We start from the raw sequence: 23,088 nt of genomic DNA, 5'->3' as shown, positions 1-23,088 counted from the left end.
AAACGCAGACACCAACTTGACAAAGCACACGGCGTTCAGGTTGACGGACAGCCGGTCCTCGCCCAGCGGGGCGGCATAGCAGATGCCGTTGCCCCATATCAGCCAGTCGTTTCCCTCCTCGTCCGTGTACACGGACGGGTCGATGTGGTATCCGGGAAGATCGTCCCTTGCGACCAGGGGTCGTCCCGTGGATTCGAACGGGCCGTATGGGGAGTCCGCCCATGCCGCCCCGATCTGTCCCTCGCATACGAAGTACAGGTAGTATTTGTCCCCGTGTTTGAGCATCGCGGGTGCCCAGGCGTGCTCGTCGCCCCAGGGCACGTCGTCGAGGGAGAGTATCTGCCCGCCGTCCGTCCAGTCCACGAGATCCGCGGACGTGTACACGCGGAAGGTCCGCGAACCCCAGTCGTCGAATCCGTCCTCGGTCGCGTACAGGAAGTAGCGGGGGCTCCCCGTTTTAGGGTCGTCGAAGACGATCGGGGCCGGGTCCGCCAGATACCTGTGCAATGGGGTGTGGCGCGGGGCCGGCATACTGAGCCTGTCGTTCATGGTGCTCCTCTCTGCATGATGCAGGGCGACGGGAATGCAGGAATGATATCCCCGCCGCCATGGACGGATACGCTACTGACATCGAATGCGCGACCTAAACCAGCGTAGACGGCAGGTCATATGAATACCCGATAATCGCGCCTATGCTGGATTCTCTTGTCTGACGATCAGACATCTGGTTTTGTTCAGGCGGCCGGTCGCTCGACCGTACGTACGATTCCCGATGGAATACGAGCAGCGCGGGTCGAGGAACGAATCCATCACGTCGCTGCCTTCATGCTCCGCCTCGTGTAGGAGCGCTGCGTCCACCGGCTGCTCGTCTTCGATGCGCATCCGTCCGGCGTTCAGTCGCAGGGTCAGGAAGACGGGCCCGTTGTCGTTTTCGGCGTAAACGCGGATGGTTCCGGTGTCGGAGAAGTGGAAGAGGATGCGTCTGATGTCCATGGACTTCGTATCCCCGTCGAGATTATGCCGGTCGGGGCACGCCTTGAGGCGCCCGAACCGGCGCGCACGGATGGCGAGTGGTTTGCTGTAGTCGTGGCTCCGGTCGCTCATCGGTACCAGGATGCCGATGATGGGTGGCAGGATGACAAGACCCAGAACGATGACGGTCGCGTCGATGGGGAACGGTGGGTCTCCGTGGAAAAAGACGTCGGCGAGGGAGCGTTTATTGAGTATCAGGTAGTAGATGAGCAGGAAGACCGCGTTCATAATGGCCGTCATGATAGTGCACCCGATGATGGCGGGCAGGGTGGCGGCGATGCTGTTGCCGGGCGTTTCGGGTATGCCGGAAATCCACTTGCGTTCTGCGGTCCCATCCGTCTGATTCACCATGATGCCCGCCCTCCATCCGACCTTCTGGTCGTTGTCTCCATTATCGTATGGGCGGTGGATGTGACGGAATCGACGCCATAACGCAGGCCATGCGACCCTTCGGAATCGGTCCCCTCATCTTCACTGTCATGTTCGTCCTCCCGCCGCCCGAATGCTCGCCGTGCGCCGAATCGCCGTCCGACCATTCGCCCATGAGCAACGAGATGAGTATCGCCGGGCTTCGTAAACGGTCACGCGCCGCGGAATATGTGGAGGTGCGAGGTCTCGGTCAACGCCAAGCCGAGGTACGGGCGTGGCGGTTCGGGGCCATGTCGTACGATAGGTTGGTACGAATAGGGGGTATGACAGTGGTTTCTGAACGTCATGCATCGCATCGCCGTGAGTCGAGTGGTCCGGTCATGGATCCGGCGGCGCTGGCGGAGTTCGAGCGGCTGAAGGCAGCGGCTGACAACTCGATTGCCGAACTTGATCGCCGGCTCGAGGCGCTCAAACAGGGCGACAACAAGAAACAGCAACACTGACGGATCTGGCCAACGGGCGCAAGCCCTTGGCCGAGTCCGTCGTATCATCCATACCCATCCGCCGGCAGTATCCGGCGGACTCCCCGTCATATCCGATAGGACCGTCGTGCCACCGCAACGACGTGGCTCACCGAAGAGCCTCGAAAATAACCAATCAGGATGATTGGATGCTGTGGCCGTGTGGTTCTGCGGTTCAACCCGTCCGTTTCGAAACCGCGGAACCGCAGAACCGCAGAACGTGGGGGATTGTGCGGGCCTCGCCCCCGCGGAACAGAGGGTATCGGCGCATCGGATCGGCGTATCAGGCCAATACAACGCATCGGCGAATCACGTCGGCGACTTCAGGCCTCACACCCCGGCATCCGGCATGGCGGACCAGTCGAGGTCGCCGTTCTGCTCGACCAGATAGTAGACGGTCGCGTCGCTTGGCGCGGGCTTCATCGTGACCATCTTGTTCGTGTAGCCGTTCAGTCTGGAATTGGTGGGCACGAATGGATCGACGGTCGAAAAGTCGTCGGCCGAGACCTCGGTCTTGTCGTACTGGCTCGTGTCCCGCATGAGGATGAACGGGCGGCTCGTGTCCACCGCCTTCTGTTTCCGGGCCTTCGCCAGAGCATCGGCGTCGAAGTAGCCGGAATCCTCCAACGATTGCACGTCGGCGCCTACCGGGAAGTACACCAGAAAGTCCTTCATGCGGAAGGTGGTGCCGGTGGGAGACTGGCCGGCGTCCACGCCGGCGGGCAAGTCAGGACCTTGGGTGTCCTCGTTGTAAGTGGCCTGATAGTACTCCCCGTCGACGCAGTATTCCCCGACCGAGGCTGCCATGACCGTGCCGCCGCAGTCGCGCAGATCCATACCGGCGTACAGTTCGAACATCCCCCAATCCTTGAGCAGCAGATGGTTCCTCATCGGCAGCTCATGCTCGGACATGATGCCGTACGGCTTGACCAGCACGCCGCTGATGTCCTGCGAGAAGTTCGTCAGACCGAGCACGTCGAACCGGTCCGCCGGTTCACGTCCCTTGATTTGCAGGTAGGAGTCGGCCTCGGTACCGCCGCCGAACGGGCCGTTCGCCTGCTCAAGGGTGATGCAATCCTTGGAGGTATCCACCACACGGCTCTTGCAGTACATGCCAATCATCGGGATGGCATTCATATCGGCCACGGTGTATCCGCCGGTGGTCTTGGTCAGTATGTCTATATTGCTGGACTTATCCACGCCGTAGTACAGCGTCACCTTCTCGCCGGAATCGAGCGTGGAACCGGGGCCCGGGTAGGAGCCGGAGATCTTGCCCACGTACTGCTTGGACGAGTAGTGCGGTTCCAGATCCACGTCGTAGCCCTGCGATTCCAGACTGCCCACGGCCTTGTCCTTGTCCATGCCGAGCACGTCCACGGGGATGCCCTCGCCCTTGGATGCCACGCCGATGTAGATGCCGTCGTCCTTGTCATCGTCGGTCAGTCCCGTGCCCGGCGCCGGATGGGTCACCGCGACCTGGCCCTCCGGAATCGTGCTGTCGTCCGAAATCACGACGTTCTTGTAATGGACCGGCACGCCCATGCCCGCGAACGTGTCCGTGACATCGGTGACCGGCTTGCCGATGGTGTCTTCCGGCACGCCCGGCCCGGCCGATTCACGCACCTTGACCGTGGAGCCCGCGGCCACGCGCTGACCTTGCGTCATGTCGTCGTAGCCGAGGAAGACGCCGCGTTCCTCGCCGGAGAACACCGGCACGGTTTCGGCGTTGAGTCCCTTGATTTTGAGCGCTGCGGTGACGTCCTTCGCCTGGACCTTGCCGCCCGCGCCGCCGCCGGTCCGGGAGGCGACCTGCCTGGCGATGGCGTCGGGGGAGGGCAGCGTCTTGCCGCCCCAGATCTCGAGTCGGTAGGTGGCGAATAGGGTGATGGCGGCGGCGATGAGCACCGCCAACAGCGAGGCCAGCGCGACGATGAGCCTGTTCGGACCAGGCCTGGCGGGGACCGGTATCGTCGTGTCGGAGGCGCCCGGGGCCGCGTTCATTCGCGGCCGGCCGGTCGTGGTCAGTGCCGTGCCGCATCGGGTGCAGAAGCGATTGCGGTCCGGCATCGCCGCGTGACAATTCGGACAGATCATGGTTTCCTCTTCCGCTCTTTTTCGCTTTTCCTATGCCGTCGCTGGCCAAGACATCTCTCTGTCTGACAAGCATAGTCCGTTATGCACTCCGTATAAATGATTCCTATGACCGCTGGCCGCCAGAACCCTTCCATCATGACTACGATGGGCTGATGTATGCAGTGACCCACGTAGAAAGGGAATGGACATGGCAGACGAGACGACCGCCGCGCAGCCGACCGCGCAAACCACCGAGAAGCCCGTGGTCGAAAGCTTCCAGCTCGATCACACCAAGGTCAAGGCGCCGTACGTGCGCTACATCGACACCGAGAAGGGCCCGCACGGCGACGTGATCTCCAATTACGACCTGCGACTGACGCAGCCGAACAAACAGGCCATTCCCACCGGTGGTCTGCACACCATCGAGCACACCATCGCAGTGCTGCTACGCGAACGCATCCCGGGCTACATCGACTGCTCGCCGTTCGGCTGCCGCACCGGATTCCACCTGCTCACCTGGGGCGAGCACTCCACCGAGGACGTGGCGCGCGCGCTCAAGGAGTCGCTGGAGTTCATCGCTTATAAGGCCACATGGGACGACGTGCCCGCCACCACCGAGAAGAGCTGCGGCAACTACCGCGACCACAGCCTGTTCACCGCCAAGGAATGGGCCAAGCAGATTCTCGAGGAGGGCATCAGCTCCGACCCGTTCGAGCGCAAGGTCGTCTGACCGCGGCGCCGATTCCTGCGGCGTTGATTTCCGCGGCGTTGATTTCCGAGTTGGGCGCAGCCTCGATTCCCGGGAACGACGACCCAGCTCTCACGCCCCTCTCGCGGCGCATGTCCGGCATGCAACGCGAGAGGGGTTTCTTGTGCCCGCGGCATGGTAGGTTTACCGTCGGTTGGTTGTCGGTTATCATGTCGTCAACCTGCGTATCGGAGAGGTAGGGCATGACTCAGTCGATTCAGTCGAACACGGTGGATAAGGCGGCGCGCCGGTTCCGTCACGCCACGATGCGTGATTTCGCGCAGATGCAGAAGATCTACGCTCATGCCCGCACGCTGATGGCGGCCAGCGGCAACCCCACCCAGTGGGGTACCGCGTTCCCGCGCGAATCCGTGATTCTTGACGACATCGCCAACCAGCGTGCCATGCTGTTGGTGGACGAGGTGGGCGGCCGCGAGCGCATCCTCGCCCAGTTCGCGCTGTGCCCGGGCGAGGACCCGACCTACGCCAGAATCGACGGTGCCTGGCTGGACAACGACAGCTACGTGACCATCCACCGCATCGCGGCCTCCGGACTGGTCAGGCACGCCGCCCGCGACTGCATCCGCTGGGCGCTGAAGCATTACGGCAATGTGCGCGCCGACACCCATCCCAACAACAAAATCATGCAGCATGTGCTGGAAAGCTCCGGTTTCGCCCGCTGCGGCCTCATCCAGCTGCTGGACCGTCCAACCGACACCACGCGGATCGCCTACCAGCGCCACGAGTGGTGAGGCGCGTCTATCGCAGGATGGATTTGCGTCTACCTAGAGATGCTGAGTGAATGATGGTGGACTTCCCCTATGTGGGGAATCTGTTGTGCCGCGGTGTACGGTACGGGTCGTGTCCCGCGCTCGCTATGCCCCGCTGCATACTGAAACCGGTTTCTCGATGAATGGCGGTAAATTTCGTTGTCCCCATTTCTGAAATTCATCGATATTGTCGGATGGTGGCAAGAAGGATTGTCCCCATCCGTTTTTTGAAGGTTCCAAACAAGAATTGTCCCGACAGGCTGAATCTCAGAAACGTTGAAATTCAGCCGTTTCTCCGCTGCGGGCTTCAAACTGGAGGGTGTCATCCTGCTCGGTTGGTTGTCCCCATTTGCCGGAAAGGCCTGAATGTCGAAATCGTGGTACGATTCTTCCGTAGAATCCCACGATGTGGACGAATCCATTCCACAATAATCAGTCCATCGCATCAATCCAAACAAAAAGGGGTTTCTCATGAACCAACATGAGAAACCCCTATCAGGACGATGCGTCGGGGGCTGTTCCCGAATCGGTGTCAGGCCTTGTCCGTCGTGGCCGTGACCTTGGCCTCGACGGCCTTCGCGCCGGCCGCGCCACCAAGCTTGGAGCGCTTGCGGCTGTAGGCGAAGTAGACGATCAGGCCGAGGCCGAACCACACCGCGAACCGCACCCAGGTCTCCCAGTTGAGGCCTGCGATGAGCACGAAGCAGAACACGATGGAGATGATCGGCGTGAACGGCACGAGCGGGGCCTTGAAGCCGCGGTGCGCGTCCGGCTGCGTCTTGCGCATCCACAGGATACCGGCGGAGACGATGATGAACGCGGTCAGGGTGCCGATGTTCACCAGCTCGAACAGCACGTTGATGTTGATGAAGCCGCCGGCGATCGCGGTCAGGATACCGAAGAACCACGTACCCTTGAACGGCGTGCGGTACTTCTCGTGCACATGGCCGAAGAACTCCGGGAACAGGCCGTCACGGCTCATCGCGTAGCAGATGCGGGACTGGCCGTAGAGCTGCACGAGCATCACCGTGGTCATGCCGATCAGGGCGCCGAGGTTGACGATCACGGCAAGCCAGTTGAGGCCGGTCGCCAGAATCACGCCGGCCACCGGGGCGTCGATGAACTTGGCGAACTCCTGATACGGCACCACGCCGGTCATGATGAACGTCATCACGATGTACAGCACGGTGGAGATAGCCAGCGAAAGCAGGATGCCGCGCGGCAGCGTCTTGTTCGGGTTCACGGTCTCCTCGGCCGAGGACGACACGGCGTCGAAGCCGATGAAGCTGAAGAACACGATCGAGGCGGCCGGCACGATGCCGTACGGCTGGGTGGAGCCGGGCTGGAAGGTGTAGATGCCGTACGGGGAGAACGGGTGCCAGTTCTCCGGGTTCACGAACCACACGGTGCACACGATGAACAGCACGATGATGATGAGCTTGATCATCACCATGATGTCGTTGGTGCGCTTGGTCTGGTTGATACCGATGGACAGCACCCAGGTGATGAGTAGCACGATCACGAAACCGGGCAGGTTGAAGTACGTGGTCACGCCCGGCGTGGTGCCGTACGCGGCCGTGAGCTCGACCGGCAGATGCAGGCCGAAGCCCTCAAGCAGCTTGTTGAAATAGCCCGACCATCCGGCGGACACGGTGGCCGCCTGCAGGGCGTACTCCAGAATCAAATCCCAGCCGATGATGAAGGCGATGAGTTCGCCGAACGCCAGATAGGCGTAGGAGTAGGCCGAACCGGAGACCGGGGCCATCGAAGCGAATTCGGCGTAGCACAGGCCGGCGAAACCACAGCAGATGGCGGCCAGCAGGAAGGAGACGGACAATGCCGGGCCGGCGGTCAGCGCGCCCTTGCCGGTGAGCACGAAGATACCGGTGCCGATGATCGCGCCGATGCCGAGCATCGTCAGATCGAACGTGTGCATGGTTCGTTTCAGCGGAGTGGATTCAGATACCAGCTGATCCACGCTTTTCTTACGGAAGAGATCCATGTTCTTCTCTCATGAACTTGGGTTATGGGGCTGAACCGGACGGATTTCCGGGATCCCGGCACGCCTCAACGCCGGGAATCAGAACGGTTCGCATCAGTATGCGGAGGACCGTATAGTCCGCACAGTGTACGCCGATGGCGGGGACAATGCGCGTCCCGTCCCAGAATCAAGGACATCCCTGTGTAACTTTTGCGTTACTTTTCGGCCCTCTTCCGGCGGTTATGGACGCACGTCACATTCCCGCGCAACAATAGGGACTCATGAGCATGAACGCAGCACCAGAAATCGCATTCTCGTCCGAGCAGGGCAGGGCCAACTACGCGGCCGCCCGCCGTCAATACCCCGCACAGGCCATCGTGGACCTCAAGGCCATGCGGGACAACATGGCCCATCTGGTCTCCGTGGTGGGCGGGCCGGACTCCGGCACCGCGGTCATGGGCGTGGTCAAAGCGGACGCCTACGGCCATGGACTGCTGCCCGCCGCCCTCGCCGCGCTCGCCGGCGGCGCCACCTGGCTCGGCACCGCGCAATCGCACGAGGCGCTGCTGCTGCGCAAACTCGGCATCGGCCCTGATCGCTGCCACATTCTCACTTGGGTCTACAACGGCACCGAAGTGCCGTTCGACGAACTCATCTCAGCCGATATCGACGTGTCCGTCGGCTCCCTGCCCGGCATCGACGCGGTGGCGGAGGCGGCCCGCCGGCTCGGCAAGCCCGCCCGCGTGCATGTGAAGGTCGATTCCGGCTTCGGCCGCAACGGCTTCACCCCTGCGGGATTCGACGCGGCGCTCGCCAAACTGGTGCCGCTCGCGCATGAAGGCGTGATTCAGGTGATCGGCCAGTGGAGCCATCTGGCCGTGGCCGATTCGCCGGACGTGCCGGAGTTCGTGGCCTCCACCGACCGGCAGATCGAGGCGTTCAAGGACTTCACCCGTCGCATGGAGGCAGCCGGCCTTCCGCCGCAGATCCGCCATCTGGCCAACACCGCGGCCACGCTGGACCGTCCGGAGATCCATTTCGAGCTCACGCGTCCCGGCATCGGCCTGTACGGCTACGAGCCCGATCCGGCCATGGGCACCCCGCGCGACTGGCATCTGACGCCGGCCATGCGCCTGCAGGCCCAGCTCGGCACGGTCAAGGACGTCGAGGCCGGGCACGGCATCTCCTACGGCCGCACATATCTGACGCCGGACAACACCTCCACCGCCATCGTGCCGCTCGGCTACGCGGACGGCATCCACCGCTCCGCCTCCGGTTTCGATATGGAGGGTGCCAAGCACGTCGAAAAGCCCGGCGGTCCGGTGCGTATCATGACCGCCGCCGGTCCGCGCCTCTACCGTGTGTGCGGCCGCGTGTGCATGGACCAGTTCATCGTGGACCTGCACGGTTCGGCCGCCGAACTCGGCGTGCACGAAGGCGATACGGTCGAGCTGTTCGGCCCCGGCCGCGGCGAGGAGTACGCCGAGCCGACCGCCGACGATTGGGCCCGCGCCGCCGACACCATCAGCTACGAGATCTTCACCTGCCTGAGAAACCGCATCCCGCGCCTGTACGAGCACGCCGCCGAGGTGCTGCCCGCAACCGACCTCGCCAAGCTCGACCCGGCGTCGCTGCTGTAGCGTGCGGCGCTGGCTGTGCGGTGCGGTTTGCTGAGGTTTGGTGCGGGGACGGGCGTTGGGGAACATCCGCATGTAGTGGTGCAGGTCGCGTCGGCGTGTAATCGTGCGGTGCGGCAGCCTTATCGCTGGGGTTGCCCTATGCTGGAGCCATGGAGACGACGCGGGATGGGGAACCGGTGCTGAGCGACGAGGGCTACGACGCCTTCGATGAGGAACGCTGGGCCCCCGAACCGCCCAAATCCAAATCCCGTACCGCCTTCGAGCGTGACCGGGCCCGTCTCATCCATTCCTCGGCACTGCGCAGGCTCGGCGCGAAAAGTCAGATTCTGGTGGCTGGCACCGATGATTTCGCCCGTACCCGGCTCACACATACGCTGGAGGTCGCCCAGATCGGCCGGCAGATCGGCGCGATGCTCGGCTGCGACCCGGACGTGGTGGACTGCGCCTGCCTCGCCCACGATCTGGGCCATCCGCCGTTCGGACACAACGGCGAGCGGGCGCTTGCGAACATCGCCCGCAATATCGGCGGTTTCGAGGGCAATGCGCAGACCATGCGCATCCTGACCCGCCTTGAACCCAAGATCTTCCATCCCGACGGTCGTTCGGCCGGCGTGAATCTCACCCGTGCGGCGCTTGACGCGGCCGTCAAATACCCGTGGACGCTGGCCGAGGCTGACCAGCATCCCAAGGGCGAGCGCTCCAAGAAGTTCTGCGTCTACCCGGATGACGAACCCGTGTTCCGGTGGCTCAAGATCAACGCCCCTGCGGCCACCAAGCCGATGGAATGCCAGATTATGGACCTGTCGGACGACATCGCCTACTCCGTGCACGACGTGGAGGACTCCATCGCCACCGGCGCGTTCGATCCGATTGTGCTCACCGACCCTCGCATGATGGATCGTATCGTCGAGGCCACCCGGGCATGGTACGGCGCGAAATGGGACCCGGACAAACTGCTCGCCGCCTACCGCCGGTTGCGCCGCGAACAGCTGTTCCCCTCACATTTCAACGGGTCTCGCCGGGCGCTCGCGGAACTCAAGAACATCACCTCCGACCTGATTGGACGGTTCTGCTGGTCCGTGGAGACCGCCACCCGCGACACCTATGGTCCCGGCCCGCTGACCCGGTATTCCGCGAACATCGTGATTCCCGAGGAGACGAATTACGAGATCGTGGCGTTGAAGGGCATCGCCGTGTATTTCGTGATGGCGCCGCGCGAACGCGAGCCGTTCCATCAGGAGGAGCTCAAGATCGTCGAGGACCTGATCGACGTGCTCATGGCTGACTCGCCGCGCCCGTCGGATGCTTTGGAGGATCAGTTCCTGGACGACTGGGACGAATCGACCAACGACGACGAGCGGCTGCGTGTGGCCATCGATCAGGTGGCTTCGCTCACGGACGGGTCGGCCCTGGCGTTGCACTCGATTCTGTGCTGAACTGTGGCGGGTCGCCAGTGTCTGGTTGCCTGTGCTTGGTTGCCCATGCCGGGAACGGCTTTCCGCCGTCGCTTTCGGTAAAATTTTACCGTGTCCCGGCTCTGGCGGTACTCTTGTGACCTATGGTCGGGATGATTAAGAAGGAAGACATCGAAAAGGTTCGCGCCGCGGCGGACCTGTACGACATCGTGTCCGCGACCGTGACGCTCAAGCCTTCCGGCACCGGCACGTTCGTGGGGCTGTGCCCGTTCCACGACGAGAAGACCGGCAGCTTCAACGTACGCCCCTCTCTCGGCGTATGGCACTGCTTCGGCTGCGGTCTGGGCGGCGACGTGTTCAAATACGTCGAGCAGGTCGAGAACATCGACTTCCGTGAGGCCGTGGAGCTGCTCGCCGACCGATACCACATCGAGTTGCATTACGAGAACTCCGGCACGGGGGAGGGACGTCCCGAAGGGGGCGGTTCCAAGCGGACCCGGTTGCTCGAGGCATGCGAGGAGGCCCAGCGGTTCTTCGTGTCCCAGATCCTCACCAAGGAGGCGCTGGCGGCACGCAAGCTGCTCGGCGGCCGCAACTTCTCCCAGGCCGATTGCGAGCGGTTCGGCTGCGGCTACGCGCCGCAGGGGTGGGACAATCTCGTGCGGCATCTGGCCTCGAAGGGCTTCACGCAGAAGGAGATGCTGGACGCCGGACTCGCCCGTCAGGGCCAGCGGGGCATCTACGACTACTTCCGTGGGCGCGTGACCTGGCCCATTCGCGATTCGACCGGTCGCACGCTCGGCTTCGGCGCGCGCAAGCTGTATGAGGACGACCAGATCGCCGCCAAATACATCAACACCCCGGACACCCAGCTCTACCGGAAAACCCAGGTGCTGTACGGCATCGATCTGGCCAAATCCGCCATCGTCAAGAAGCGGCAGGCGGTGATCGTCGAGGGATACACCGATGTGATGGCCATGCATCTGGCCGGCGTCGACACGGCCATCGCCACCTGCGGCACGGCGTTCGGCGCCGAACACGCCAAGATCGTGCGCCGGCTCATCGCCGACGATTCGTTGGGCGCCGTGCAGCTCATCGGACCGCTGAAGGTCAAGGACCAGCCGCTGAGTTCGCGTATCGTGTTCACGTTCGATGGCGACGCCGCCGGGCAGAAGGCCGCGCTGCACGCCTTCGGGCTGGATTCCGCGTTTCTCTCCCAGACATTCGTGGCCGTGGCGGACGACAATCTCGACCCGTGCGATTTGAGGATCGAACGCGGCAACGAGGCGGTGCGCTCGCTGATCGCCAATGCCAAGCCGCTCTATGATTTCGTGATCGACGCCGCCATCGGCCGCTTCGACCTGACCTACACGCCCGGGCAGGTGGGGGCGATGAAGGCTGTGGCGCCGCTGGTGGCGCAGATTCGCGACCGCTCGCTGTGGGATGCCTATGCGCGCAAGGCCGCCGGCCGCATCGGCGTGGACCTTGAGGTGATGCGGCGTGAGGTGCTTGCGGCGCGCAACCGGTTGCATGTGCGTGACGAGGACGCCTATGCTCCGCGTCGGCGGTTCCAGCGTGAGGAGGAGCCGTATCAGGAGCCGGGCTCCAACCCGTATGCGAATCCGGCCGCGCGCAAGGCGTTGGAACGGCATGATGCCTCGGAGCAGACGTATTTCAAGATCGACGACGCCGTGTTCATCGCCGAACAGCAGTTCATGGCCACGCTGATTCAGGTGCCGCGCGCCATCGACCGCGCCATGTTCGGCCAGCTCACGCTCGACCATTTCATGACTCCGGTGTTCCGCACGCTCTTCCAGGCCATCGTGGCGGCCGGCGGACTGCCTCCGGACGACACTCCGCAGGGCCTGTGGATGCACAATCTCACCAAGGCCGGCGGGCCCATGCTCAATCAGGTCATCAACGAGCTGGCTGTCATGCCGTTGCCGCTGCCCGGGGATGACAAGGGCACGGGGGCTCAGGTGGCGCAGCAGAACACGGCCGGGGGCGGTGCCGCTGCGGGCGGTGCCGCGGCCGTGCAGCTGCGCCAGCCCACCAAGGAGGAGCAGCGCTATGCCTCCGAACTGCTGACCAGATTGGTGGATATGGGCTTCATGCGTCAAATCGGTCTTGCTCGACGTCGCATGGCCCAGTTGCCGGACGGCGAGGAGAAAATCGCGCTGCTCGGCCGCATCGCCCGCATGGAGACCGCCCGCAAGGACCTCCAAGCCCAGGTCTACGGCAACACCGTCGGCTAGTGTCCTACACCAGCAGCTCGTTGATTATGATTTGGCTCTCCTTGTCAGGACGTTACGCGTAGAGCGCGTCCATACTTGCGGGACGAGCTGGTCCGCGAAGCGGGTCTGAGGGATAGTCAATTCACCGGCGACTGTCGACAACCGTACGGTGTGGAATACTGGCAGAGAAGGCCGATTCGCAGCCCATAATGGCTGTCAGCCGGATTGGTTGGGTCGGAAAACATCGAATTGGCCCCATCCAAATTGGACTGGTTTGGTTGCATCCCGTGTGCGTGTTTGATAATGGGCGGGTCGATAACCGCTCAACATCGAACACAAGGGGACGAACAATGACGCAGAATCGTGCGGAACTCAACCGGAATCTGGCCCAGATGCTCAAGGGCGGCGTGATCATGGATGTGACCACGCCCGAACAGGCCAAGATCGCCCAGGACGCCGGTGCCTGCGCCGTGATGGCGCTCGAGCGCATCCCCGCCGACATTCGTGCGGCCGGCGGCGTCTCCCGCATGAGCGACCCCGCCATGATCAAGGGCATCCAGGAGGCCGTCTCCATCCCGGTCATGGCCAAGGTGCGCATCGGCCACATTGCCGAGGCCCGCATCCTGCAGGCCATCGAGATCGACTACATCGACGAATCCGAAGTGCTGTCCCCGGCGGACGACGTATACCACATCGACAAGAACCAGTTCGATGTGCCGTTCGTGTGCGGCGCGAAGAACCTGGGCGAGGCCCTGCGCCGCATCGCCGAGGGTGCGGCCATGATCCGCACCAAGGGCGAGCCCGGCACCGGCGACGTGATCCAGGCCGTGCGCCACATGCGCACGATGAACAAGCAGATTCACGAGCTCGTCTCCCTGCGTGACGACGAGGTCTACGAGGCCGCCAAGCAGCTCGCCGTGCCGTACGACCTGGCCAAGTACGTCCACGACAACGGCCGTCTGCCCGTCGTCAACTTCGCCGCCGGCGGTGTGGCCACCCCGGCCGACGCGGCCCTGATGATGGAACTCGGCGCCGAAGGCGTGTTCGTCGGCTCCGGCATCTTCAAGTCCGGCGACCCGGCCAAGCGCGCCGCCGCCATCGTCAAGGCCACCGCCAACTGGCAGGACGCTGATCTGCTCGCCAAGCTGTCCGAGAACCTCGGCGAGGCCATGGTCGGCATCAACGAGGACGAGATCCAGACCATCATGGCCGCCCGCGGCGAGTGACGGTTCTCGTGCTTCCCCTGGCGGAACTTAGTCAGTGAGGCCGCCGATTATCCGGTCGGCGCGCTTCTTCGCTCAGGCCGGCCTCCCTTGGTCGGTGAGGCCGCTGAAGCCGATGATTCCGCCAATCGAAGAGAGCATCGTGCAAAGAGATGACGATGGTCTTTCCTTTCCGGCTCCCCTCGCGGAGGGGAGCTAATACGATGCGGCAGAACAGGCGGACAATCCCATTTCCGGCTCCCCTCGCCGAGGGGAGCTGTCAGCTCTGCTGACTGAGGGGAGACATCGCAAAAGAGGTAACCATGGTTGTAGCTGTTGAATACATTTCCAAAGAGGAATCGGACGGTGTCGAATCCGCCAAGCACGGCGTGACCGGCATCCTCGCCGTGCAGGGCGCCTTCGCCGAGCATGCGGCCGTGCTGGACAAGCTGGGCGCCCCGTGGAAGCTGCTGCGCGCCGCCGAGGACTTCGATGAATCCATCGATCGCGTGATTCTGCCCGGTGGCGAATCCACCACGCAGGGCAAGCTGTTGCGCTCCACGGGCCTGTTCGAGAAGATCGACGCGCACATCAAGGCCGGCAAGCCGGTGTTCGGCACTTGTGCCGGCATGATTCTGCTCGCCAAGAAGCTCGACAACGATGCGAACGTATACTTCGGTGCACTCGACGCCGTGGTGCGCCGCAACGCCTATGGCCGTCAGCTGGGCAGCTTCGCCGCCACCGCCGACTTCGGCAAGCCCGGCGATGCGGACTACATCGCGGACTTCCCGTTGGTGTTCATCCGCGGACCGTATGTAGTGTCGGTGGGGGATGCTGCTGTGGCCAAGACCGAGGTGGACGGCCATGCGGTCGCGTTGCGGCAGGGCAACATCCTCGCCACCGCGTTCCACCCCGAACTTACGGACGACACGCGCCTGCACGAGCTGTTCCTGTCGCTGTAACGGACGTCCTGTCGCTATAACGAGTGCCTTGTCGCTGTGAATGGACGCCTACGGCCCTTTCCGTGCGGTCCATCGCGTCTTGCGAACCTGTGGCTGCTCATGATGTCCCCGTGAAGGCCCCACGGTGTAGGGATTGCCCCATGATGTAGGGACTTTCCCACCATGTAGGGAAACTCCCACGGTGTAGGGATGAAAAACGGCGGAAAACCGCCATTTCCGAAAAACGGCTCCCTACACCATGGGGAAATCCCTACATGGTGGGAAAGTTCCTACGCCGTGGGGTGATGGGCGTGACAGACAGCACGGTGTGTTGCATTGGCGTCGCGGCGCGCATATGCGGGGTGCCGATATGCTGTACGTGGAAACCGATACGTCCTGCAATGTGCAGGCGTATGGGAAGCATGATACGGAAAACGTCCGATCTGTGGATGCGCCCTGCAATATGCGGCATTCGACGCGAGGAAAGGCGGTGAACATGCAGCTACGGTTGAATCGGCACAGCAGCGTGCCGTTGTATCGGCAGCTGGCCGCCGAGTTGCGTGAGCGAATCGTCTCCGGAGCGCTTGCCGAAGGCTACCGGCTGCCACCCGAGCGCGAACTGGCCGGTCAGCTCGAGGTCAATCGGACCACAGTGCTCCAGGCCTATCAGCAGTTGAAGGATGAAGGGCTCATTGCCTCCAAGGTCGGCAAAGGCACCTTCGTATTACCAGTATTACCCGTAAAACCGGCTGTGGTACCGGCGCGAAGCGATACGCCGACGTCGCCGTCGGAGGTCCGGCATACTGAACTCCATACGATTCGCCAGCAGCATCGCCCATCGGACGCACCTGAGCCGACCATCGTTCGCCCACCATGGTCCGTGCTGTTCAGCGACTATTCCAATCGGTTCACTTATCACGACATCGCCTCCGCCGAACGCGCCCAGCGCGGCGACATGACGATCGACTTCGCCACCGGCTCTCCCAATCCCGCCGACATTCCCGATGACCTGCTGCGCGCGGTCAGCCTTGAAGCGTTCTCCTCGCACGAATTCGATGGCCAGCCCGAGTCACCCATCGAAGGATTCGATGAACTACGCGAACTGCTCGCCCGTCATATGCAAACCCGTGGCGTGCGCTGTGATGTGCGCAATGTGATGGTGCTTTCCGGCTCCGAACAGGGCATCGATCTCATCGTGCGCGCGTTCGTCAATCCCGGGGACTGCGTGCTGGTCGAACAGTCCACGTTCTTCCCGGCCCTGCAGACGTTCCGCTCGGCGGACGCGCGTATCGTCGGCGTGCCCATGGACGAGCACGGCATGCGCACCGATCTGCTTGAGGGGTATTGTGCGCGGTTCCGGCCGAAGCTCATCTACACCGTCCCCACCTTCCAGAACCCCACCGGCACCACCATGCCGCTTGACCGTCGTCGCCGGCTTATCAACGTGGCCCGGCGATACCAGTGCCTCATCGTCGAGGATGATGCCTACGGCGAACTGTGGTACGGACCGGCGCGGAAACCCGAGTCGGGCGACGTGCCGGGATTCGCATCCGCACCGGGCCGCGCGCAGGCGAGCGTGCACGAGTCCGTGCAGGAACAGGAGCTGTCGCGACGCAGGCCAGTGCCGCTGGCCGGCATGGAGAACGAAGGATACGTGATGTATCTCTCCACATTCTCGAAGACCGTGACCTCCGGCCTGCGTACGGGCTGGATCGTGGCCGATCCGCATGTGATCGGCCGGCTTGCGGCGTTGCGGCGGATGGTGGATCAGCACACGAGCACGTCCTCGCAGCGCATCTGTCTGGAGCTGCTCAAAGAGGGGCGCATCGCCGAACACATCCGCACACTGACCGTTTCGTATCGGCATCGTCGTGACACGGCCATTGCAGCGCTGAAAGAGTATGCGCCTGCGGGAATGCACTGGACCACGCCGGAAGGCGGCTACTACATCTGGGTATCGCTGCCGGAGGGCGTGCGCTCGCTGGACGTGCTCGCCGCGTGCCGTGCGCGTGGCGTCACCTTCATGCCGGGAAGCGTTTTCGACGTCGATGAGATGGACGATTCCCACCTCCGCCTCAACTTCGTACGTCCATCCGCCTCCGATATCGACCGCGGTGTCCGTATCATCTGCGACATCATCGGCGAAGCGGCGCGGTGACGGTGGGCGCCATCGCGTTGATTGGTGCGGCTGTCCTGAACATCCTGCATTTTCGGAAGGTTGTCGCAACCGTGGTTACGATGCTGCCGGGTGAAGGTGCGGCCGGGTGAAGGTGCCGCCGGGAGGGGCGGATGGAAAGCCGGTGGAAAATGACTCCGTTGGCGTTACATTGTCGCGAAGATAGCCGGTGTTTCGCGACAATGGCTCACTGACGGTTCCTCAGCGTTACATTGTCGCGAGATATGGGGTATTTCGCGACAATGTAACACTCAGCGGCGCTCAGTGAGCTTTTGTCGCGAAACCCGTTGATTTTTCGCGACAATGTAACGCTGGAGCATTTCGATTGCTGGATAGTGGCCGACAATTCATCAACAGATTCATCAACAGCGTTACGGCACAGGCCACCGGAAACCGATTCCCGTCGGATTTACCGAGTCAGATTCGCCGAGTCCGGTAAGTGCGACGGAATCGACCGAAACCGGCGAATCCAACGGAATCAGGCGATTTGGGCGAGGAGCGTCGGCAGCTCCGCCATCGTGTCGATGACGGCGTCGGCTCCGGCGTTGACGAACGCGTCACGGGCGGCCGAACGGGCGGCGGCCTTGTCTCCCTCGGACAGGGCGTTGAACTCGGCCTCGGACAGCGCCATCTGGGAGCTGCCTTCGGTGACGCCCACCGTGAACACGCCGGCGTTCTTGCCCTCGCGGATGTCGGAGAGGGTGTCACCCACCTTGACGGCCTTGCGCACGTCGGTGACGCCGAGCTTCTCAAGGTTCCTGAACACCATGTACGGGTAGGGGCGGCCAAAGCCGTTCGTGCCGTCCGGGCTGATCCAGAAGTCCGGTGCGTAGCCGTTTTCGGCGGCCTTCGGCACCACGATCTCCATCATCTTGTCGGTGTAGCCGGTGGTGGAGCCGATCTTGAGACCCATTGCGCGCAGGGCGGCCACGGCGTCAATCACGCACGGCTTCGGGTCGGCGAAACCGTCCAGGATCGAGAGCAGTTTGGGCTCGAAGTGGCTGTAGACGGCGTCCACGTCCGCGTCGGTGGGGGCGGCGCCGTGGGCGTCCTCCCATGCGCGGGCGATGCGGTTCATGTGCAGCATGGTGTTGATATGGTCATGCTTGAGCATGCCCATCGGCTTGCGGGTCTCATCCATGGTGGGCTCAATGCCGAACTCCTTGAACGCCTCCTGGAAGGCGCGCACCGGGGCGAAGCATCCGTAGTCCACGGTGGTGCCGGCCCAGTCGAAGATGACGGCTTCAAAACGGTTGGTCATGATGGTTCCTTCATTGGGTTGTATCGGGGGGGGAGCTTCGGAATGTGTTACTCGACACGCTCAAGGCCGTTCGGCCAAGCCTACGGTCGAGCAACACATGCCGAACGCCCCATCATCCGTATTGCTGTAAATATGTGCTAAGGGAGGTTTTTGGTGGTGTGGTGAGTGTTTCCCGACTGTAAGCAGCGCAGGCGTGTGCTAAGTTTTGCGAGCACGCGCCGGAGCGAGGCCAAACGGCTTTGAGTGTGTCGAGTGTGTCGGGAAGCACGCGCCCCACCACCAAAACGGCGGAGCTCAGGCGACGAGCTTGACGCCGGCGGGGGCGGCGGCAAGGATCGGCGCGCCGGCGGCGTCCATGGCGGCGATGGCGGCCGGCACGGAATCAAGGCCGGTTGCGGGGGCCAGCAGGCCGCGCTCGCCCATGTACAGGGCCAGCAGCTCGGTGACCTTCTCGATGTCGTCGGTGTAGATCTCGCCGATGTTGCCGAGACGGAAGGTCTCCTCGTCGGTGAGCTTGCCCGGGTAGATGGCGTAGCCGCGTTCCTTGATGAACTCGTACATGTCGTGGAAGTCGAACTGGGTGCCTTCAGGGTAGAGGAACGTGGTGATGATCGGGCCCTGGTGGTCCGCGAGGAACACGCGGAAGCCGAGCGTCTTCATGCGGGCGATGAGCAGGTGGTTGTTCAGGGCGTAACGAGCGGAACGGGCCGGGATGCCGCCTTCGGCGAACATTTCGTCAAGCGCCTTGGAGAAGGCGAGCACCACATGGGTGGGGGAGGTGTAGCGCCACTTGCCGTTGGCCTTCTCGAGGGTGTTCCACTGGTCCCACAGGTCGAGGGAGAGCGAGCGGGCCTTGCCCTTGGAGGCCTCGAGCTTGGCCTTGTTGCAGATGATGAAGCTGAAGCCGGGCACGCCCTGGATGCACTTGTTGGCGGAGGAGACGAGGAAGTCGATGCCCCAGTCGGCGACCGGGATGTCCACGCCGCCGAAGGAGCTCATGGCGTCCACCATGAAGGTGCAGCCGTGCTTCTTGGCCACGGCCGCAACCGCCTGGATGTCGTTGAGCAGGCCGGAGGTGGTCTCGGAGTGGATCATCGAGACGTGGGTGATGGACGGGTCGGCGTCCAGGTACTCGGCCACGCGCTCGGCGCTCGGGATGCGGTCGTACGGCTCGGCGTACTGGGTGTACGCGATGCCCGCGTGCTCGCAGATCTTGACCTGGCGGTCGCCATAGGCGCCGTTGGTGCACAGCAGCACCTTCTCGTCCTTGCCGATCACGGAAGTCAGCACGCTCTCGACGCCGAAGGTGCCGGAACCCTGCATGAGCACGACGGTGTAGTCGTCGGCGTTGCAGTGGGCCAGCTCAAGCAGCTGGCGACGGATCTTCTGCGTGATCTGCTGGTAGTCCTCGTCCCAGGTGCAGTGGTCGAAGAGCATCTCCTCCTTGACGGTGCGGGTGGTGGTCAGCGGGCCGGGGGTCAGCAGCTTGTATTCGTTCGCCATGATGGGTTCCTTTCTGTTCATCTGTTCAATTCCGCGATTCGCGGCGTATGCCTTATTCGGTTGCCGACTCTAGTCGCGGATGTAATTTCTGTAATCTTCTACGTAGTCTGTGTGATAAGAACGGCGTGTTGCCTGTAATTAACTACAGGCAACACGCCTGTGGATTAAGGGGTGGGTTATATGGGATGTGGGAGGGCGTCAAGTCCGGGACTGGTGATGAACAGTCATGGTGGACTGTCCATCACGCTCTCCGGTTTGTGGGTCTCGTCTGTTGGCGAGTCTGTGTTTCTGCCCTCGTTCGGCTATCGCCTCACTTGGGGCTCGGCTATGGACAGTCCACTGGACTGTCCATTTACGCCTCGCCCTGTGCGATGCGCTTGCATTCGGACGAGAAGTCCTGATGCTGCTGGAGCAGGTCCACGGTCAGGGGCTTGGGGAAGGACTTCGAACGCTTGGAGGCGTTCGACGGTGCCTCTTCGCCCTCGTACAGCGGGGTCGGGTAGGTCTGCAGCAGCTCCTGGCGGCCCTTGTCGATGATGACGCCGGCCATCTTCTGCGCCTTCGGGTTGGTGTTCGCGCCCTTATCGAGCACGGCCACCGACTCGGTCAGCGAGTAGTTGCCCTCGGTCGGATCGACGTAATCGATCGGCAGACCCTTCTTCTTGTCCGCGACGGCCTGGTGACGCAGACCGAAGCCAATCGCCACCTCCTTGGCGCGCACGGCCTTGAGTGGGCCGGAGCCGGACTGCTCAAGGTGGGGGCCGGCGTTGCGGTAGATGTCCGTCAGAATCTGCTTGCCCTTGTCGCCGGTGCCATAGGCATCGACGATGGCCTGGACCATCAGCCAGCCGGTGGAGGAACCCTCCATGTCCGGCACGGAGATCAGGTCCTTGTACTCGGGCTTGGCCAGATCGGCGTAACTCTTCGGCGCCTCGACGCCCGCGGCCTTCAGGGCCTCGGTGTTGATGATGATGGCGCCTTCCTGGGCGGTGGTCGGGGAGCGGTAGGCCGGGGCCTTCGAGTTCTCCGTGTTGCCCAGCAGCTTGGACTGCACATCGGTCAGGTCGGCGAACATGTGATTGCGTTCCTGCGCGGAGTCCACATAGTAGGAGCTCATGGTGAGCATGTCGGCCTCAAGCGCCTTGCCTTCGGCCAGCATCTTGCCGCCGAGCTCGGAGGTGCCGAACTCCTGGATGATGTACTGGTCCTTGTAGCCGTTGTTATCCAGCGCGTTCTCGAAGGCGGTGACTGCCTCCTCGTCGGCGTTGGTGTAGATGACCACCTTGCCGCCGTTCGCGGCGGCACCGGTCGAGAAGGCGCCGAAGGCCACGAGCAGCACCACGACCACGGCCGAGACCGCGCTTGTGATCATGTTGCGGGTGTGGCGTCCGTTGTCGTTCGGCAGCTGGAAGGCGGCCGCGGCTGCGGTCAGCTGGCTGCTCGGACGTACGGCGGCGGCCGCGGCGGCCACCTGCGGGGTCTTCACGGCAGCGCGGGCCTTCTTGGCCTCCTTGGCGCGCTCCTTGGAGCGGTCGCGGGTGGCGAGGGCAATCAGGCCCTTGACCACGAGGTTCACCACGAGGATGAGCAGCGAGAGCACGAACACGTCGTCGAACTTGGCGATGTGCTGCAGGGCGGAGATCTTGGTGGTGATCACCTGGGTGCGGGCACCGGTCAGGAAGACCACGGCGGAGATCGTCACCATGGCGTTGACGAAGTAGTAGCCGAAGATCTGCAGCAGCGTGGGCCATGCGTTCGGCGTGACCACGCGCACCAGCGTCTTGATCCAGTTGTCGCCCATGAGCTTGGCGGTGGTCTCCCAACCCGCGTTCATCTTGGTCAGGGAGTCCTTGATCATCTGGTACGGGGTGGCGAAGTAGTGGATGATGTTCGCGATGATTAGAATCCAGAACGTGTTCTGCAGCGGCGAGCCGGAGAACATGAACAGGAAGGCGATACCGAGCACCATGCCAGGCACGGTGTTGATGATCGCGGAGATCGCGTCCACCGAACGGCGGGCCCATGCGGGCAGCTTGGAGCGGGAAGTCACCAGACCTGCGGCGTAGACGAACAGGCATCCGAAGATGGCGGTCATCACGGCCACGTACAGCGAGTTGGTGAACACCTGCGTCAGCTGGGAGTCGGTGAACAGGTTGGCGATGTGGCTGAAGGTGAAGCCGAGGTGGTCGGGCCATTCCTGAACGAACGGGATGAGCAGGATCACCAGGAACACGGAGAGCACGCACACCAGCGTCACCGTGGAGAGGATGCCGCAGATCCAGTCGCGCTTCTTGCCCTTGGGCAGGTCAACCTGGCTGATCTGCTTGTAGCGGATAGCGAAGCGCTCGAGCACGGTCATCAGGATGATCGAGATGATCGAGGGGATGAGCATGAACACGGCGATCACGGCACCACGGTTGAAGTTCGGGATGGAACCGAGCATCTGGTTGAACAGGGTCATGGCCAGCACGTCGTATTCGCCGCCCACCGAGGTCGGGATGCCGTAGTCGGTGAACGCCAGGAAGAACGACTGGATGAAGGCCACGGCCATCGTGCCAATGAGCGGGCGCAGCACGGTGTTGAGGAACGTGGTGAGCGGCTTGTCGCCCATGATGTGGGAGACGATGATGAACTTCTTGTCCACGAACTGGAAGCTGTTGTTGATCAGCAGGAAGCAGGTGGGCAGCGTGTAGATCACGTAGCCGATGAGCAGGCCGTTGAAGCCGTAGATGTCGAACAGCGGGTGGCCGATGAGCTGCGTGATCAAACCGTTCTTGCCGAACGAGTAGATGATGGCGAAGCCGTAGGTGATGGTCGGCAGCAGCATCGGCAGCTGCGCGAGCAGGGCCACGGCCTTTTTGAAGCCGGCCGGCACGTTCGTGCAGTTGATGGTGTAGCTCAGCAGGAACGCGAGGACCACGGCCACCAGCGCGGAGACCGAGGCCACGGTCAGCGAGTTGGTGATCGAGCGTGCGAACTCGGGGCGCGACAGGATCGTCGTGTAGTTCTCGAGGGTGGCGGCGCCGCCCGGGGTGGTGAACGAACGGATGATCACGAGGATCATCGGCAGTACGAGGAAGCCGATGAAGCATACCGCCACGATTACCAGCAGCGTCCACAGCTCGGTCTGCTTGGGCTTGGACGGCCGAGATTCGTAATTGTGGATCTCGGGGCGGATGTTGGGCAGTTGGTTGCCTGCCTGGATGGATTCGACCGACATCG

At 62.9% G+C, this 23,088-nt stretch carries 16 protein-coding genes; 9 read left to right on the top strand and 7 right to left on the bottom strand.

The window, feature by feature from the left end:
• Together BG22_RS03760 and BG22_RS03755 are read right to left on the bottom strand one after the other, a co-directional pair.
• Positions 1-549, bottom strand: a 549-nt coding sequence (locus BG22_RS03760; protein ID WP_181163357.1) for a family 43 glycosylhydrolase, incomplete at its 3' end; no start/stop codon positions are given.
• Between the two features lie 141 nt (positions 550-690).
• Positions 691-1,383: a hypothetical protein gene (locus tag BG22_RS03755; protein ID WP_140493358.1), complete on the bottom strand. Its 693-nt coding sequence runs from the start codon at positions 1,381-1,383 to the stop codon at positions 691-693.
• A 191-nt stretch (positions 1,384-1,574) separates the two neighbouring features.
• On the opposite strand from BG22_RS03755, the gene BG22_RS03750 reads away from it, so the two are divergent.
• A complete protein-coding gene (locus BG22_RS03750; protein ID WP_140493355.1) occupies positions 1,575-1,904 on the top strand; it encodes a hypothetical protein in 330 nt (109 codons plus the stop codon).
• A 348-nt stretch (positions 1,905-2,252) separates the two neighbouring features.
• Here the strand turns inward: BG22_RS03750 and BG22_RS03745 are convergent, their stop codons facing one another.
• Positions 2,253-4,016, bottom strand: coding sequence for a PASTA domain-containing protein (locus BG22_RS03745; protein WP_140493371.1), 1,764 nt, complete (start codon positions 4,014-4,016; stop codon positions 2,253-2,255).
• A 187-nt stretch (positions 4,017-4,203) separates the two neighbouring features.
• On the opposite strand from BG22_RS03745, the gene BG22_RS03740 reads away from it, so the two are divergent.
• Entirely contained in the window at positions 4,204-4,725 is a 522-nt protein-coding gene (locus BG22_RS03740) for an S-ribosylhomocysteine lyase (protein ID WP_094667391.1), read from the top strand.
• A gap of 221 nt (positions 4,726-4,946) precedes the next feature.
• Positions 4,947-5,495 carry an N-acetyltransferase gene (locus BG22_RS03735; protein WP_094667390.1) on the top strand — a complete coding sequence of 183 codons (549 nt, stop codon included), beginning with the start codon at positions 4,947-4,949 and terminating at the stop codon, positions 5,493-5,495.
• Between the two features lie 550 nt (positions 5,496-6,045).
• On the opposite strand, the gene BG22_RS03730 is transcribed toward BG22_RS03735, so the two are convergent.
• Positions 6,046-7,515, bottom strand: a complete 1,470-nt coding sequence (locus tag BG22_RS03730; protein ID WP_140493352.1) for an APC family permease — start codon at positions 7,513-7,515, stop codon at positions 6,046-6,048.
• Between the two features lie 260 nt (positions 7,516-7,775).
• On the opposite strand from BG22_RS03730, the gene alr reads away from it, so the two are divergent.
• The 6 genes from alr (at position 7,776) to BG22_RS03700 (ending at position 17,084) form a co-directional block, all read left to right on the top strand.
• Positions 7,776-9,134, top strand: coding sequence for an alanine racemase (gene alr / locus BG22_RS03725; protein ID WP_140493349.1), 1,359 nt, complete (start codon positions 7,776-7,778; stop codon positions 9,132-9,134).
• 149 nt (positions 9,135-9,283) lie between these two features.
• Positions 9,284-10,570 carry a deoxyguanosinetriphosphate triphosphohydrolase gene (locus BG22_RS03720; RefSeq protein ID WP_094667387.1) on the top strand — a complete coding sequence of 429 codons (1,287 nt, stop codon included), beginning with the start codon at positions 9,284-9,286 and terminating at the stop codon, positions 10,568-10,570.
• 122 nt (positions 10,571-10,692) lie between these two features.
• Positions 10,693-12,804, top strand: a complete 2,112-nt coding sequence (gene dnaG, locus BG22_RS03715; protein ID WP_140493346.1) for a DNA primase — start codon at positions 10,693-10,695, stop codon at positions 12,802-12,804.
• 329 nt (positions 12,805-13,133) lie between these two features.
• The gene (gene pdxS, locus BG22_RS03710; RefSeq protein ID WP_094667385.1) at positions 13,134-14,009 is read left to right on the top strand and encodes a pyridoxal 5'-phosphate synthase lyase subunit PdxS; all 876 of its coding nucleotides are present in this window, start codon (positions 13,134-13,136) and stop codon (positions 14,007-14,009) included.
• A gap of 299 nt (positions 14,010-14,308) precedes the next feature.
• Positions 14,309-14,947: a pyridoxal 5'-phosphate synthase glutaminase subunit PdxT gene (gene pdxT / locus BG22_RS03705; RefSeq protein WP_140493343.1), complete on the top strand. Its 639-nt coding sequence runs from the start codon at positions 14,309-14,311 to the stop codon at positions 14,945-14,947.
• Positions 14,948-15,422: 475 nt separating this feature from the next.
• Positions 15,423-17,084 (top strand): PLP-dependent aminotransferase family protein, encoded by a 1,662-nt coding sequence (locus BG22_RS03700; RefSeq protein ID WP_140493368.1) that lies wholly within the window; start codon positions 15,423-15,425, stop codon positions 17,082-17,084.
• 496 nt (positions 17,085-17,580) lie between these two features.
• Here BG22_RS03700 and phnX read toward each other — a convergent pair whose 3' ends face one another.
• From phnX to BG22_RS10940, 3 genes are all read right to left on the bottom strand, one after another.
• The gene (gene phnX, locus BG22_RS03695; RefSeq protein ID WP_140493340.1) at positions 17,581-18,363 is read right to left on the bottom strand and encodes a phosphonoacetaldehyde hydrolase; all 783 of its coding nucleotides are present in this window, start codon (positions 18,361-18,363) and stop codon (positions 17,581-17,583) included.
• A 294-nt stretch (positions 18,364-18,657) separates the two neighbouring features.
• Positions 18,658-19,866 (bottom strand): 2-aminoethylphosphonate--pyruvate transaminase, encoded by a 1,209-nt coding sequence (locus BG22_RS03690; RefSeq protein WP_140493337.1) that lies wholly within the window; start codon positions 19,864-19,866, stop codon positions 18,658-18,660.
• 352 nt (positions 19,867-20,218) lie between these two features.
• Positions 20,219-23,086 (bottom strand): ABC transporter permease subunit, encoded by a 2,868-nt coding sequence (locus tag BG22_RS10940; protein ID WP_219846928.1) that lies wholly within the window; start codon positions 23,084-23,086, stop codon positions 20,219-20,221.
• Between the last annotated feature and the right edge of the window lie 2 nt (positions 23,087-23,088).

Origin of the sequence: Bifidobacterium sp. UTBIF-78, assembly GCF_006408945.1 — a bacterium.
GTDB classification, from domain to species: Bacteria; Actinomycetota; Actinomycetes; order Actinomycetales; family Bifidobacteriaceae; genus Bifidobacterium; species Bifidobacterium myosotis.
The sequence above is the reverse complement of the archived record's forward strand: the minus strand, read 5'-3'. Positions and strand labels throughout refer to the sequence as shown.

Excerpts from the sequence above, each read along its gene's own strand:
- BG22_RS03755 (WP_140493358.1), bottom strand. The coding sequence starts at position 1,383 with ATGGTGAATCAGACGGATGGGACCGCAGAACGCAAGTGGATTTCCGGC.
- BG22_RS03750 (WP_140493355.1), top strand. The coding sequence starts at position 1,575 with ATGAGCAACGAGATGAGTATCGCCGGGCTTCGTAAACGGTCACGCGCC.
- BG22_RS03745 (WP_140493371.1), bottom strand. The coding sequence starts at position 4,016 with ATGATCTGTCCGAATTGTCACGCGGCGATGCCGGACCGCAATCGCTTC.
- BG22_RS03740 (WP_094667391.1), top strand. The coding sequence starts at position 4,204 with ATGGCAGACGAGACGACCGCCGCGCAGCCGACCGCGCAAACCACCGAG.
- BG22_RS03735 (WP_094667390.1), top strand. The coding sequence starts at position 4,947 with ATGACTCAGTCGATTCAGTCGAACACGGTGGATAAGGCGGCGCGCCGG.
- BG22_RS03730 (WP_140493352.1), bottom strand. The coding sequence starts at position 7,515 with ATGGATCTCTTCCGTAAGAAAAGCGTGGATCAGCTGGTATCTGAATCC.
- alr (WP_140493349.1), top strand. The coding sequence starts at position 7,776 with ATGAGCATGAACGCAGCACCAGAAATCGCATTCTCGTCCGAGCAGGGC.
- BG22_RS03720 (WP_094667387.1), top strand. The coding sequence starts at position 9,284 with ATGGAGACGACGCGGGATGGGGAACCGGTGCTGAGCGACGAGGGCTAC.
- dnaG (WP_140493346.1), top strand. The coding sequence starts at position 10,693 with ATGGTCGGGATGATTAAGAAGGAAGACATCGAAAAGGTTCGCGCCGCG.
- pdxS (WP_094667385.1), top strand. The coding sequence starts at position 13,134 with ATGACGCAGAATCGTGCGGAACTCAACCGGAATCTGGCCCAGATGCTC.
- pdxT (WP_140493343.1), top strand. The coding sequence starts at position 14,309 with ATGGTTGTAGCTGTTGAATACATTTCCAAAGAGGAATCGGACGGTGTC.
- BG22_RS03700 (WP_140493368.1), top strand. The coding sequence starts at position 15,423 with ATGCAGCTACGGTTGAATCGGCACAGCAGCGTGCCGTTGTATCGGCAG.
- phnX (WP_140493340.1), bottom strand. The coding sequence starts at position 18,363 with ATGACCAACCGTTTTGAAGCCGTCATCTTCGACTGGGCCGGCACCACC.
- BG22_RS03690 (WP_140493337.1), bottom strand. The coding sequence starts at position 19,866 with ATGGCGAACGAATACAAGCTGCTGACCCCCGGCCCGCTGACCACCACC.
- BG22_RS10940 (WP_219846928.1), bottom strand. The coding sequence starts at position 23,086 with ATGTCGGTCGAATCCATCCAGGCAGGCAACCAACTGCCCAACATCCGC.